Here is a 13,665-nt window from a genome sequence, read left to right on the forward strand (position 1 = left end):
CGGCGTCTACCCGCGGATGGAGAAGTCCACGCGGTTGGGCGCGCCCTTGTCCTTGATGCCCTCGGCGCTGAGCTTGGGCGCGGTCAGGAACAGCCGGCTTTCCGGCACCTTGCCCTCGCGTTCAAGCGACTGCTTGACCACCAGTGCGCGTTGCTCGGCCAGGCGCTTCAGGTCGGCCTCGGTGACCGTGGAGTTGGCCATCAGCAACTTTTCCATTTCCTCGGGCGGCAGGGATTTAGTGAAGCCGACGAAATTGCGCGGCTTCTTCATGGAAGTGCGCTTGTAGACCTGCTCCAGGTACTTCGGGTATTCCTGTTTCGAGACCTTGATCTCGGCGCCCTGCTCGCCGGCTTCGTCGTTGCCGGCCTCGCCGCCCGCCTGTGCGCTGTCGCGCTGGTCGCGCCGCTTCTGCTCGGCCACGCGCGCATCCAGCCACGCGCGGCGCGCGCCGGCCTCGTCGGTGGCCGGGTCGATGCGGCCGCTGATTTCCAGCCGCAGCGACGGCCTGTCATTGAGCGCCTGGCCCAGCTTGGCGATCTTGTCCTTGGCCGCCGGCGTCAGCGTCGCGGTGCCGGGCGCGAACTCGACGTAGCCCAGTTCCTCGCCCCCGCCGCCGCCAAAGGCCGAGGCGATCAGCGAGAACGGCGACGTGATCGCCTTGGTCAGCAGGTTGACGATCACGCGCACGATCACGCCGCCGATGCTGAACTCCGGATCCGACAGCGAGCCCGACACCGGCAGGTTCACGTCGATCACGCCGTTGCGGTCCTTCAGCAGCGACACCGCCAGCAGCACCGGCAGCTTGGTCGCATCCGGGCTGTCGACGCGCTCGCCGAAGGTGAGCTGGTCCAGGAACAGGTGGTTGCTCGCATCGAGCTTGCCGTTCTCGATCTTGTAGGCCACGTCCACCGTCAGCTTGCCCTTGGTGATCGGGTAGCCGGCGTACTTGGCCGCATAGGGCGTGAGCCGGGTCAGTTCCACGCCCGAGGCCTTGGCGGCAATGTCCAGGAACAGCTGCTCACCCAGCGGATTGAGCTTGCCGCTGATATTGACCGGCGCATCGTCGTCGATGCGGCCATCCAGCACCAGGTCGGCCGGGGTGGGGTCGCCCGACGACACCTTGGACACCTTGCCCTTCATGCCGGTCAGGTTGGCCGAGTAGTTGGGCTTGACGAAGAAGTCCGAGAAATTGATGTTGCCCTTCTCGAGCGAGACCCCGCCGATGCGCACCTGCGGCTTGGGCCCGCCCGGCTTCTGCTCCACCTGGGCCGTGCGCGTATCGCCGACCTGCACCGGCGGCGTTGCCGGCGCCGATGCCGGGCTGGCCTGCGTCAGGCTGGTGGACGGCGCTGCCTCGCCCTTCGCGGCGCCGCCGGCCATCACGTCCTGCAGGTTCAGGCGGCCGTTGGCGTTCAGGATCACGCGGGCATAGAAGTCAGACAGCGCGACATTGCCCAGGCTCACGCGCATCGGCCCCTTGCTCTCGTCCATGGCAAAGTCGATGCCCGACACCGCCAGCGAGCGCCAGCGCAGGAAGTCGTCGCCGCTGATACGGTCGACCGTGCGCACGTTGCCGGATAGCACGTTGCCAGCGAATTGCGCCGCGATGGGCTTGCCTGTGGGCGCGTCGACATTGAGCTTGCCCTTGACCGTCAGCGTGCCGCTGCGCAGCGCGGCATTGAAGCGGTCGGCCAGGTAGGGCTGCAGCGGGCGCATTTCCACCTCGCGCAGATCCAGTTGCAGGCGGCTGGCCGGGACGGTCGGCAGCACCGAACCGTCCACGCCGATCACGCCGCGCTGGCCTGACTCCGCATGCAGCCTGACCGGTACCGCCGCCGGCGTCAGCGGCCAGGCGATGGCGCCGGTGGCGAGCGCGATATTGCGGAACTCGTGGATCACCGGGCGGCCGCGGTTGGCCTCGGCTGGCTGGTAGTCCGCCAGGCGCGCGCTGCCGCCGTCAAAAGTGACCTTGCCGATGTTGGCCTTCCAGCCGCCGGGGGCTGGCGCGCCGCTGGCGGTGGCTGCGGCCGGTGCGGCCTGGCGCGGCGTGGCGCGCGCCTGCTGTGCCGATTCCGTGGCCCACAGTCGCGCCATCTCGATCAGCTGGCCGTGGTAGTCGCGCGTGGCGGCGATCTGCGGCTGCGCCAGCGTGACCTGGCTGGTGGCGAAGGTCTGTTTGGCGAGGTCGAACTGGATATCTTCCAGCACCAGCTTTTCCGCACGCAGCAGCGGCAGGTTGGCGCCTTCGCGGTCGGCGGCGGCGCGCTCGCGTTCGCGGCGGCTGGCGCGGGGGCCAGCGTTGCCGTTGGCAGTGGCCCGCTCCTGCGCGTCAGCGCCGGCGCGGGCGGCCGCGGATACCGGCATCGTCACCGGCTCGCGCGTCGCGACATAGAGCGGCGCCAGCTCCAGCCGCGACTTTTCCAGCACGAACTGGAACTGCGGCGTGGCCCACGCCATGCGGTAGTGCAGCTCGGCATTGACCGCGGTCTCGCCGAACTGGCTGCGCAGCTCGCGCGGCCACCACGCGGCAAACCCTTGCGGGCGCAGGCCGGTGGTTTCCAGCGTGCCGGCCAGCGTGCCGTCGCGCAGCAACAGGTCGCCGGTGTGGTGCAGCGTCTGGCCGTCGGCCACGGTCAGCGTGGCGTCGATGCGGGCCGGCTTGTCCCCTTCCGTGCCGGCAAAACCCTTGACCTCGGCATCGAGCGGGCCGAGCGCAAGCTTGCCCTGGCCCGACGGCGCCAGCGCGTCCTCAAACCCCAGCCTGGCCTGCTTCACGACGATGCGGTCGACCGCATAGCGCCACGGCACGTCCTTGGCTGCCGTGGCCGGCGGCGCCGCGGGCGTTGCCTGGGCGCCTGACGCCGCGACGGGCGCGGATGCCGGTGTCGGTGCCGGCGCCACACCATCGGTGGACTTGCTGACCGCCTGCGGCAGGAACGCCGTGGCCAGGTTCAGCGAGCCATCCGCGCGCCGTGCGGCTTCCACGCCGAGCCCTTCAATCTCCACGCTGCGCAGCTGCGCGCGGTGGGCCAGCGGCTCGAGCTTGCCGATATCCACTGCCAGGCGGCCGCTCTTGACCAGCGGCTGGCCGGCGCGCGTGACGACCTCGGCATCGCGCAGCGCGGCCGTGCCCATCACCAGCATCTCCTGCGTGTCCTTCTGCTGGCGGAAGGCCACGGTCAGGCGCGTGTCGAGCTTGCCGGACTTGACCTCGGCATCGCGCAGCGGCGGCGCGAACGCCATCAGCCGCGCGACCTCCAGGCCGTCAAGGTTGACGTTGAGCCGGGTCTGGCGCGAATCGGCAAACGGCAGCACCTCGCCATCGAGCGCCAGCGGCGTGCCGTTGACCTGTGCGCTCAGCGTGGGCCGCGTCACGATCTCGACGTCATGCGGCAGGTTCGACAGGAACGGCAGGGTCAGCGTCAGGTTGTCGACGCGCAGGCTGGAACCGAGCTGCTTGTCGTCATAGCTGAAGCTGGTGCCGGTGACCGCGATGTTGTTGACCGAGAAGCGCGCGGGCTTGGCATCGGGCGGCTTGGGCGGCAGGGCCGCAAGCTTGTCCTGGACATCGGCAAAGCTCATGCGGCCGTCGGCGCCGCGCAGCACGTGCACGGCCAGCCGGTCGACATGCAGGTTGTCCACCACCGGCGCCAGGTGCCAGACCGAGGCCAGCGAAGTATTGGCCTCGGCCTCGCCCAGCGTCAGCGCGGGGGTCTTGCCGTCGCGCTCATAGATAGTGAGGTCCGTCAGCGTGGCCGCCAGCTCGAACGGGCGCACGTGGGCCTTGCCCAGCGTGACCTTGCGCCCCAGCGCCTCGGTCGCGTTCTTTTCAATCAGGTATTTGAGCAGCGGCGGGCCGCCAAAATACCCCGCCAGCCCGAACACCGCGAGCGCCGCGACCACGCCGCTGGCGACGCGCGTCGCCAGCCGGCCGCGTGGCGTGGCAGCCACTGCCTGGATGGATTGCTTGAAAGCCATGTCGTTCCAGAAGATCTGACCCCGCATTCCGATGCTGCACGATGGTTTGTGCCCCGGATTTCACATTTTTCGACATTATGGCAACGGTTTCGGACAAAGCAAAGAAATCAGAATTGCCCCCTCAACGCCGCATAGGCCGATCTGGTATCTTTACGTCCTTTGCGAAGCGTTTCGTCGCAAGCCTGCGGCTTACCCGCCACATCGTGCCTGCCTCCCCTGCGCTGTACCCACCGGCCACACCCATCACGTATTCCGTGCTGCGCGCTTCGCATGCGATCTCTTCCATGCGAGTCCATTCATGTCTACCACCAGCAGTACCGCCGTGGGTGTCGGCGGCGCGCCGCGAGCCAGCGCGCGCCCGCTGACCGGCCAGGATTACAAGACCCTTGCCCTTGCCGCGCTTGGCGGCGCCCTTGAGTTCTACGACTTCATCATCTTCGTTTTTTTCGCGACGGTCATCGGGCAGCTGTTCTTCCCGCCGTCGGTGCCGGACTGGCTGCGCCAGTTGCAGACCTTCGGCATTTTCGCGGCCGGCTACCTGGCCCGGCCGCTGGGCGGCATCATCATGGCGCACTTCGGCGACCTGCTCGGCCGCAAGAAGATGTTCACCCTGTCGATCCTGCTGATGTCGGTGCCCACGCTGCTGATGGGCCTGATGCCCACCTACCAGTCGATCGGCCTGGCCGCGCCGGTGCTGCTGCTGGTACTGCGCATTCTGCAAGGCGCGGCCGTCGGCGGCGAAGTGCCCGGCGCCTGGGTGTTCGTCTCGGAGCACGTGCCGGCGCGCCATGTCGGCTATGCCTGCGGCACGCTGACCGCGGGGCTGACTGCCGGCATCCTGCTGGGTTCGCTGGTCGCCACCGGCATCAACAGCGTCTTCACCCCGGCCGAACTGGCCGACCACGGCTGGCGCGTGCCGTTCCTGATCGGCGGCGTGTTCGGCATCGCCTCGATGTACCTGCGGCGCTGGCTGCATGAGACCCCGGTCTTCGCCGAACTGCAGCAGCGCAAGGCGCTGGCCGCGGAAATGCCGCTGAAGTCGGTGGTGCGCAACCACCGCGGCAGCGTCGCGGTGTCGATGCTGCTGACCTGGATGCTGTCGGCCGGCATCGTGGTGGTGATCCTGATGACGCCCACCTTCCTGCAGAAGCTGTACGGCTTTGACGCGCGCACGGCACTGGTCGCCAACAGCGTTGCCACGCTGTGCCTGACGGTCGGCTGCGTCGTCTCCGGCGCGCTGGCCGACCGCATCGGCGCGCGCCGCACGCTGTTCTTCGGCGGCCTGCTGCTGGCCATCTGCGCCTACGCGTTCTACACAACCATCTTCACCCGCCCCGACCTGCTGCTGCCGCTCTATGCGCTGGCCGGCTTCCTGGTCGGCACCATCGGCGCGGTGCCGTTCGTGCTGGTCAATGCATTCCCGGCGCAGGTGCGCTTCTCGGGCCTGTCATTCTCGTACAACGTGTCGTATGCGATCTTCGGCGGGCTGACGCCGATGGTCGTCACGCTGATGCTGAAGCAGGATCCGCTGGCGCCGGCCCACTACGTGGTCGCCCTGTGCGTGCTGGGCATGGTGACCGCGCTGTTCGTCAAGGACCGCTCGCGCGGGTGACGCTGCTGCTGCAATGAAAAAGGGAGGGCAGGCGCCCTCCCTTTTTTCATGCGCGCTTCTTGCGCATTGGTGCCGCCGGACTTCAGCGCCGGTGCTGGCTGAAGAACTGCCACATCATCGAGCTGGCATCCGGGCCGATATCGCTGTGGTAGCCATAGCTGGCGTCCCCACCGCTCCAGGCGTGGCCCAGGCCCTCCACTTCCACCAGCGTCACCAGGTCGCGGCGCCAGCGGCCGAAGCGGTATTCATGGGACCGGCCCGGCGCTTCGTCATCCGGGTTGGACCGCTCGGGCGTACCGGCGAGCCGGTCTTCCAGGCCGTTGTAGGCCAGGAACTGCCGCGCCAGCAGACGGCCGTTGACCGGATGCACGGCATCGTCGGCCAGGCCGTGGATCACCAGCGCGGGCATCTCGGGACCGCCCGGCGTCACGCCGGCGGCATCCAGCAGCCATGACGGCTCGGCGGCCGAGCCTTGCTGCATCGCCCGCAGGCCGGCGCGCGGGTTGTCGGCCGCGCCGATGACCACGCCGGAATGCAGGGCCGCGGCCGCCACCTTGCCCGGGTAGCGCAACGCCACCAGCGCGGCCATGGCCGCGCCGGCGGACATGCCGGCCAGGTAGATCTCGCGCTCGCGTACGTCGTGGCGCGCGGCCAGCGTATCGATCAGCGCGGCCACCGCCTGCGCCTCGCGTCCGCCCTCGGCGGCACCCAGGTCGAACCACTGCCAGCAGCGCTGCACCTGGCGCCGCAAGGGTTGTTGCGGGTAGGCCACGATAAATCCCTCGCGCTCGGCCAGCGCATTCATGCGGGTGCCGGCCGACAGGTCATCCGGCGTCTGGCGGCAGCCATGCAGCACTACCACCACCGGCAACGGGCCGCGATGGGCCTTGGACGGTATGTAGAGGTGATACGAGAGTTGCGGCACCAGTTCGCCGGGCAGCGGCGCCAGGCGCAGCCTGTGCGCCTGCCAGGTACCGGGCAGGGAATCCGGCGCGGGTGCCGGCCGGGCGGGCCGGACTTTGCCCGGCGGGCCAGCAGGGCGAGCCGGTGTGAGCGGATTCAGCGAATCCATGCGGCCCAGCCAGGACTTCACCTGGGCTTCTGTGCGGGCTTGCGCGCGGCTCAGTCGCCGGATCTGCGCATGCCAGTCAGCGGCGAGGCTTTTGGTCATGAGGACTCCTGGTCGTGTGACGGAATCTCCCCCCTATGCCTTTATTGTTGCGTTGCAGCATACCATAATCAGCCTTACGTCCACCGGCGTGCCCCCGTCGTTATGGCACAAACGCAACGCGCCTCGCCCCCGCGATGCGAAATTTCTAAATTAGCAATACGAAAGAATGCAGATCGCAGCGAGATGGCTTGCGTTGCCGGCGTCTTATACTTGGCCATCGCCACCGGAGGACAATGACACCATGCCGGACAGCGGCGCCCCAGCCTGCCTGCTCTGCCTCTTTCGCCACGTTTGCCATAGCGCGGGGGCGCAAGCTCCCCTGTCGCACGCACCGGTGGCGCTGCAGCCGCAGCGGGTGGAAGTGCGCACCGGCGAGCATGTTTTCCGCCAGGGGCGCCCTGCGCTGACGGTCTACCCCCTGCGCCATGGCAGCGCCAAGCAGGTCTATGAATCGCCGCTGGGCTGGCGGCAGGTAACGGGTTTTTCGCTGCCCGGCGATGTGCTGGGGCTTGAGCCGCATGAAGGCCCGCTCCACGGGACCGCCGCCATCGCGCTGCAGGACTCGGTGGTTTGTGCTGTATCGGTCGAGTCCCTGCGCGCGCTCATGCAGGCCGCCCCATTCCGTGAAACGGTGCTGGACGCGATGCGCCGCAATGCCGAGCGCGAACGCGTGCTGCTGGTGGCAGTGGGATCGATGAGGGCGCCGCAGCGCCTGGCCATGCTGCTGCTCGACCTGGCCGGCGAGCAGGCGCGCCGCGACGGCAACCGCGACGGCGCGCTGACGCTGGCCATGTCGCGCACCGACATCGCCAGCCTGCTCGGGCTGACCCTGGAAACGGTGTCGCGGCTGCTGTCGCGCTTTGCCTCGGTCGGGCTGATCTCGGTGCGCCAGCGGCACCTGCGCATCATCGACCGCGACGGGCTGGCCTCGGTCTATGCCGACCTGGATCCGGCCCCGCGCCAGGCGGCGGCCAGATCAGACGCCTACGGCGCGGAGTTCGGCGAACCTCGGCTGGCCTAGACGGCTGGCCGGGGCGCAAGAGGGCTCAGTGGTCCGCCACGAGCTGCCAGCCGGCCGGCGAAAAACTGCGGATAGTCCTGGCGCGCGATGCCGTGCTGGACCCGAGGTCGCGCTCATAGAACACGCGGTCGCTGCCGAGCATGAAGGTGTGCACGCCGGTATCGCCATAGCGGGCCGGCCATGCAATCAGGCCGTACTTGGCGTCGCTGCCCTTGGCCGGCGGCAGGATCCGGTAGTGGTAGCCGTAGAAGGCGTCTGCGGCTGCGTATCCGGGCCACGGCCAGCGCATCGGGACCGATCGGGCTGGCGTCCTGCTCGCTGGCCGCGGGCCAGTACAGGCCGTTGGTCTTGCCCGGCGCGCTGATCAGCTGGGTGGCGTAGCGCCCCTGCCCCACCTGCTCTGCGTAGCGCTGCTGGGCATCGGCCAGCTGCAGCAGCGTTTCCATCGTCACCAGTTCATTGCGCCCGAGCCGGCGGCGGCGCACTTCCTGCTGGCCGGCGCGCAGGTCGAACTGCCAGCCGTCCTTCTGCTTCGCCAGCGGCACGAGGAAGGTCCATCCGCTCTGCCCGACCTCGATCAGCGCGCGGCGCTCGCCATCGGGCTGTACGGCATGGTGGCGCGCCCAGGCGCCAAGGAATTCATAGACATCGTCCCGGTCGATGGCGCCCTGCGGCACCAGCGACTGGTATTGCTTGCCCAGCACGCGCTGCAGGGCGTCGCCGTCGCTGCGCGCGATGGCATCGCCCAGCGCCTCGGCGGCCGCGTCAGGACCCGGGAACACCTGCTGGGCCATCGCCGGCAGGCCCAGGGACAGGGCGACGGCCGCCACCAGCGTGCGCAGCGCGCGCTCCGGCTGCAGCAGAGAATGGGTTATCGGTCATGCGCATCATGACTTACCGACCATGGCCGAAATGTTCACCGCCGCCGCCCAGTCCACCACCCTGGCGCCCGCCGCCGTTCTGGTGGAACCCGCCTGGGCGCGCATGCGGCGCTTCCCGCTGCGGCGTTGCCGCGTGCTGGGTCTGCTGGCGCACGCGGTCGCCGTTGCCGGCACCGCGCAGCGCGCTGTCCCGGTTGGCATTGCGGGCACGGTCGCGGGCCTGGGCCTGGTCTGCGCGCTGGCGGTCGGCACTTGCCGGCCGCGGATTCTGCACGCCACCGCCGGCCGCACCGGGCCGCGAGCGCTCTGCCGCCCCGCCCGCATGGCCCGCATGGCCCGGGATGGATTGTCCGGTACGGCCCTCGAAGGACTGCGCGGCGCGCTCACGCGCCTGGTCGCGCTGGGAAGGCTGGCGCTGCACCCCGCCGCCAGCAGGCCCCACGCGCTGGCCGGCTTGCGCACCCTGCTGGCGGCTGGCGAGGCCAGACTGGCGCTGCTGGTCATAGCGACCGCGCACCGCCGCATTGTTGTAGGGCACGTTGCCGCGGTTGGCGGGGTTGTGCTGCCAGTTCACGTTGGCACGATTGACGTCCAGGCGCTGGTTGACGTTGATGTTGTTGTAGCGGTTCACATTGATGTTGACGTCATGGCTATTCCAGTTGAACCCGCCCCACATCGCATCGACCGCCGCCACGCCAAGCCCGAAGCCGATGCCCGTTACCAGTGCCGTGGCAAACACGGAGCCGGGCGGCGGCGGGTAGTACGCCGGCGGATACGCGGGGTACGCCCAGGTGCCGTAGACCGTGGTCGGGTTGTAGGCCGGCACGTAGACCACTTGCGGATTGGCCGGCTCGATCTGCACGATCGTGGTGCCGCCGGTGGTCTGCGTCACGACCTTCTGCTGCTCGGTCGTCTTCAGCGTGCCCGCGTTCGCGCCTGCACCCGCAGCCGCTGCACCGAATCCATCACGTCGTTGGGCTGGGCCAGGAAAGCGTCGCCGACCGACTGCACCGACTGCGGCTGGCGGCCCATCATGTCGAGCACGGACGGAAACGCGGCCAGCGACTGCACGCTGGGGTCCCAGGCCTGGCTGGCGACTGCCTTGGTCGCAGCATCGCCAGACAGGCTGGGATTCGCCTTGGACCATTGCGCCGCAGCCGCGACATCAGCCGGAAAGGCGGCCGCCATCAGCACCTGCGACAGCAGCGCATCGGGATACAGCGCAATCGGCGCGGTCAGCTGGTCAAGCTGGGCATTGCTCAGTTTGGACTGCGCCATCGCTGGCCCGTGCGGCGCCATCAGCATCAGTGCCAGGCACCATGCGAAGAGGTGTTTGAAACAGTGCATGTAGGCTCTCCACAAGTACGCAGGTGACGGCCTGCTGCCGGGGGGCGCCTCAGCGGCGCTGCTGCGCGCACTCCTGGCGATACGCCTCTTCCAGGCGCTTGCGATCTGCCTGCCGTTCCAGTGTCGGATAGGTGCGCCCGTCGGCAGTGGCTACCGACGACTTGCCGGTGGACCACTGCGGCCCGCCGGGCAGCGCGTTGATCTGGTCCAGCAATGACTGGCAGTGCTGCCGCTGCGACGCGGACAGCGTGCCATCAGGTCCTTCCACCACGGCCGTGGCTTCGTCCAGCATCCGTGGCGGCGGCGGGGCCACCATCGGGGTGCCGGCGGCCGCGGCCGCCGATGCAGCACTGGCCGCCCACGCCGGGACAGCCACCATGGCGGCGCATGCCAGCACGCCCGCCTTGATCAGAAACTTCGTCAAACCAATACTCCAGAACCCTCCGCGGTATGTGGAACCGACACCGCGGCGCATTGCAGGAACCGTCCGCCGCTAGCGATCCTTGCCTGTGCCATTGCGGCGGCCGGTACGGTTGCGCATCAGCTCAAGCTTGAGCAGCGCATCCGCAAGCATACTCTTCAGCCGGGCATTCTCTTCCTGCAGCTCGCGCAACTTGCGGCCGTCACGTGCATCCCCCTGGCTGGGCTGGCCATAACGGGCACGCCATCCGTAGAACGAAGCATCGCTGAAACCATAGCGCGCGCACAGCTCGCGCACTGGCACGCCACTGGCCGCCTCGGCCAGGTAGCTGCGGATCTGCTCTTCCGAATACCGTCTGTTCACGAATCTCTCCGCATCACAACAGCGGGCCTCAAGCGGCGCCAGCCGCGCCGCCAACCGTGCCGACTCTGGCCCTACGTTAGCCCAGGGCCGCGCCAAAAGGCAATTCAGTGTCTTCGCTGCGCGAGTTAAGAAAATTATCTCTGCGCAAGCTGCTGCGTGCGCTGGCGCGCATTGCCAAATTTCGTTAAGCCAATTTGGAATCTAGTTAGACCATTGGCGCTGCGCATCGCGGAAACGGAAATGCCGGCCCCCATATCACATGAGCATGACGGCCTTCTGCACGGCGGTGGTCGTGCATGAATCGGCCCGCAACCCCGATTTCAAGCCATGTATTGATGTACGGACAAAGACGTGCTAAAGAAAATTAGAAGACTGCCCTCAATTCAAGTTTCTATGACTTTCGCTGAGCATGTATTAAGATTCCTCGGCACAACTAAATTTCGCACGCCTTCGCGCGGCGCCCTGGCGGCGCCGGCAGAAGAGCGGCCAGGCAGCCCGCACCACCCTGACGTTGTACGGTGCGCATTCCACGCTGCCAACATGTACCGGGCCTGAAGGATCGAGTCGTCACTGCGCCATTTGTCGACGCAAGTCGGACATTTAGGAGTCGTGCCATGCGTTTTCGCAGCATCCTGCCCGGGCCTTTGCCCGCCTGGTTTTCATCCGGACATGCCCGCATTGCTCGCCGTGCATGCCGTTTGCGCCTGTCCCAGTCAGGGACCGGATCATTGCCCTGACACCTGGCCGCTCTTGCGCCCCATGCGCAGTGCAGTACGCGTCGGACAAGCAAAAAAACAGCGAAAACAAAGTCGTGGATCGGGAGAAGTCGGAATGCGTCACGTCAGCACGAAGTTGTTGCATGTCTTTGTCCTCGTCATGGAATACCGGGACCTCAGCGCCGTTGCAGCCTGCACGCAGGGACGCGTGCCCACGGTGGCCTACAGCCTCGCGCGCTTGCGCGAAATCACCGGCGATCCGCTGTTCGTCAAGCGCAACGGGATGCTCGAACCCACTCCGCACGCCCTGCGCCTGGAGCAGACGGCGCGGCAGATCCTGGCCAAATGGAACCAACTGGTGCGCCCCGGCGAGCCTGGCCTGAGCAAGCGCCGTGACGACGGCAGGCGCGTCTCGATCGGCTTTTCATCGTCGATCGGCGACCCGGTCATCACCGAGATCCTGACGGCACTGTGCGAGCAGTTTCCGCAAGACAGCTTTGTCACGCGTCCGGTGATTGCCGACGCCGCGCTTGCCGGCCATCTCGGCAGCGGCGAACTGGACTGCGCCTTCGTCGTCGACAGCGGCCACGATCCCGAATGCGTGCGCCAGCACAACATCATGGCCACGCCGCGCCGGCTGGTCAGCGCCACGCGCGGCGGCAGCCATGACGAAGGCGAAAGCGAAAGCGACTGGATCCTGCTGCAGGAAGACTGCGAGGCCGGCAGCCCGCTGCGGACCTTCCTGAGCCGCCAGGCCAGCACCCCGGGGCATCGCGAGACCGTGGTCCCGTCATGGCATACCCAGATCACGCTGCTGCATTCGGCCGGGGGCATCTGCCCGGTGCTGGACTTCAACGTGCCGCTGGTCACGCGCGAGCGCTCGACGCGCCTGCTAGCACCGCCAAGCAGCTTCCCGGAATGGGCCGCACTGCATTTCTGGGCACCGGAGCGCAGCGGCGACAAGGGCGTGCTGCGCGACATCATGGACGTCGGCAGCGCCGTGCTGCGCGACCCGCTCAAGGCCATCGACGGCCGCCGCAACGGGCGCCCCGCAGCCCACGCGCAGCCCGCGCCGGCCTGACGCAACTCCCGCAGCACCGGCGTCCGGAAGGCGCTGGCAGCCGCATGGCGCCAGCGCCTTTTTCTTTGGCCTCGCAGCAGCGGCGGCGTCTTTATTGCAGTCTTGAGACATTTTTCCGAGCGCTGACCTTGCGCTACACTCGCGCGACTTTGGCCCGCTCAGGCCGATGCGCCATGGCGGCGCTTTGCGAATCCTCCTAGTTTCGCCAGGCCGCGCTGCCGATATCCTGCAATGGCATTGCAGCGGTCCGGCCGTCTCCCGTTTGGCCCGGTCCCGGGGCAATGCATGCAGTTGTCTGGCGTCGTATTGTTTGGCGTCGTTTTTGCGCCGCACGTCTCGCTGACGTGCGGCGTTTTCTTGATGTCGGCGCTGCCACGAACCAGAATCGAGCAGCAACCAGATGACATTGAGGATCCTGCTTGCCGACGACCACCCCCTGGTAAGCGCGGCCGTCGCGGACCGCTTGTATACCCAGACCGGGTGGGAGGTGTGCGGCAGCGTGACCAGCGCGACGGCCTTGCTGAACAGCGTGGAAAGCCTACGTCCCGATGTCGTGATCACCGACTACCACATGCCCGCACAGGGCGAGGGCAACAGCGACGGCCTGCGCCTGCTTGCCAGCCTGCGGCGGCGGCATCCGTCGCTGGCCGTGATCGTGCTGACCTCACCAATCCGCTGGTGCTGCGCTCCATCCTCGACACCCAGGTGCACGGCCTGTTGCTCAAGGACTCGCCGCTGTCAGAACTGGTGACTGTGGTTTGCCGTATCCAGCGGGGCTTCCACTACATCGGCAAATCCGCGCTGGAAGTCCTGTCGCAGGCCGATCCGGGCAACCCGGCCGCACCCGGCCAGGCCGGCGCGGAGCGCCTGTCCCGGCGTGAAATGGAAGTATTGCGGCTGTACCTGACCGGGCGGTCCGTGAGCGAGATCGCTGTCCTGCTCTGCCGCAGCGTCAAGACCATCAGCCGGCAGAAGAACTGCGCCATGCAGAAGCTCGGCGTCACCAACGACCGGGAACTGTTCGAATTTGCGGCGCTTAACGGCATGCTGCTGACTGCCTGAGCACCAGCGGCA

8 protein-coding genes and 3 pseudogenes are annotated in these 13,665 nt (G+C 67.8%); 4 read left to right on the forward strand and 7 right to left on the reverse strand.

The window, feature by feature from the left end; all coding sequences use genetic code 11:
* Window positions 1-6: 6 nt before the first annotated feature.
* The gene (locus AC3WL8_RS20220; RefSeq protein WP_492378682.1) at window positions 7-4,005 is read right to left on the reverse strand and encodes a DUF748 domain-containing protein; all 3,999 of its coding nucleotides are present in this window, start codon (window positions 4,003-4,005) and stop codon (window positions 7-9) included.
* Window positions 4,006-4,276: 271 nt separating this feature from the next.
* Between AC3WL8_RS20220 and AC3WL8_RS20225 the strand changes: the two genes are divergently transcribed.
* The gene (locus AC3WL8_RS20225) at window positions 4,277-5,590 is read left to right on the forward strand and encodes an MFS transporter (RefSeq protein ID WP_211982029.1); all 1,314 of its coding nucleotides are present in this window, start codon (window positions 4,277-4,279) and stop codon (window positions 5,588-5,590) included.
* Between the two features lie 82 nt (window positions 5,591-5,672).
* Here AC3WL8_RS20225 and AC3WL8_RS20230 read toward each other — a convergent pair whose 3' ends face one another.
* Window positions 5,673-6,761, reverse strand: coding sequence for an extracellular catalytic domain type 1 short-chain-length polyhydroxyalkanoate depolymerase (locus tag AC3WL8_RS20230; RefSeq protein ID WP_211982032.1), 1,089 nt, complete (start codon window positions 6,759-6,761; stop codon window positions 5,673-5,675).
* A gap of 241 nt (window positions 6,762-7,002) precedes the next feature.
* On the opposite strand from AC3WL8_RS20230, the gene AC3WL8_RS20235 reads away from it, so the two are divergent.
* Entirely contained in the window at window positions 7,003-7,782 is a 780-nt protein-coding gene (locus AC3WL8_RS20235; protein ID WP_211982034.1) for a Crp/Fnr family transcriptional regulator, read from the forward strand.
* Between the two features lie 25 nt (window positions 7,783-7,807).
* Here the strand turns inward: AC3WL8_RS20235 and AC3WL8_RS20240 are convergent, their stop codons facing one another.
* The 5 genes and pseudogenes from AC3WL8_RS20240 to AC3WL8_RS20260 form a co-directional block, all read right to left on the reverse strand.
* Window positions 7,808-8,071: a DUF2950 family protein gene (locus tag AC3WL8_RS20240; protein ID WP_371827407.1), complete on the reverse strand. Its 264-nt coding sequence runs from the start codon at window positions 8,069-8,071 to the stop codon at window positions 7,808-7,810.
* A 40-nt stretch (window positions 8,072-8,111) separates the two neighbouring features.
* A pseudogene (locus AC3WL8_RS20245) lies at window positions 8,112-8,576 on the reverse strand (DUF2950 family protein); the annotation flags it as partial.
* A 100-nt stretch (window positions 8,577-8,676) separates the two neighbouring features.
* Window positions 8,677-10,010, reverse strand: a pseudogene (locus AC3WL8_RS20250) (DUF3300 domain-containing protein).
* A 49-nt stretch (window positions 10,011-10,059) separates the two neighbouring features.
* Window positions 10,060-10,434, reverse strand: coding sequence for a hypothetical protein (locus AC3WL8_RS20255; protein WP_041228703.1), 375 nt, complete (start codon window positions 10,432-10,434; stop codon window positions 10,060-10,062).
* A 69-nt stretch (window positions 10,435-10,503) separates the two neighbouring features.
* Complete coding sequence (locus tag AC3WL8_RS20260) at window positions 10,504-10,794, reverse strand: transposase (RefSeq protein ID WP_013953661.1); 291 nt, start codon at window positions 10,792-10,794, stop codon at window positions 10,504-10,506.
* Between the two features lie 831 nt (window positions 10,795-11,625).
* Between AC3WL8_RS20260 and AC3WL8_RS20265 the strand changes: the two genes are divergently transcribed.
* Both AC3WL8_RS20265 and AC3WL8_RS20270 read left to right on the forward strand, forming a co-directional pair.
* Window positions 11,626-12,591 (forward strand): LysR family transcriptional regulator, encoded by a 966-nt coding sequence (locus tag AC3WL8_RS20265; RefSeq protein WP_013953662.1) that lies wholly within the window; start codon window positions 11,626-11,628, stop codon window positions 12,589-12,591.
* 400 nt (window positions 12,592-12,991) lie between these two features.
* Window positions 12,992-13,653, forward strand: a pseudogene (locus AC3WL8_RS20270) (response regulator).
* Window positions 13,654-13,665 lie beyond the last annotated feature (12 nt).

The sequence above is a fragment of the Cupriavidus sp. FW305-F7 genome (assembly GCF_058782875.1).

Coding starts and splice junctions, on each gene's coding strand:
- AC3WL8_RS20230 (WP_211982032.1), bottom strand. CDS start 6,761: ATGACCAAAAGCCTCGCCGCTGACTGGCATGCGCAGATCCGGCGACTG.
- AC3WL8_RS20235 (WP_211982034.1), top strand. CDS start 7,003: ATGCCGGACAGCGGCGCCCCAGCCTGCCTGCTCTGCCTCTTTCGCCAC.
- AC3WL8_RS20220 (WP_492378682.1), bottom strand. CDS start 4,005: ATGCGGGGTCAGATCTTCTGGAACGACATGGCTTTCAAGCAATCCATC.
- AC3WL8_RS20265 (WP_013953662.1), top strand. CDS start 11,626: ATGCGTCACGTCAGCACGAAGTTGTTGCATGTCTTTGTCCTCGTCATG.
- AC3WL8_RS20225 (WP_211982029.1), top strand. CDS start 4,277: ATGTCTACCACCAGCAGTACCGCCGTGGGTGTCGGCGGCGCGCCGCGA.
- AC3WL8_RS20240 (WP_371827407.1), bottom strand. CDS start 8,071: ATGCGCTGGCCGTGGCCCGGATACGCAGCCGCAGACGCCTTCTACGGC.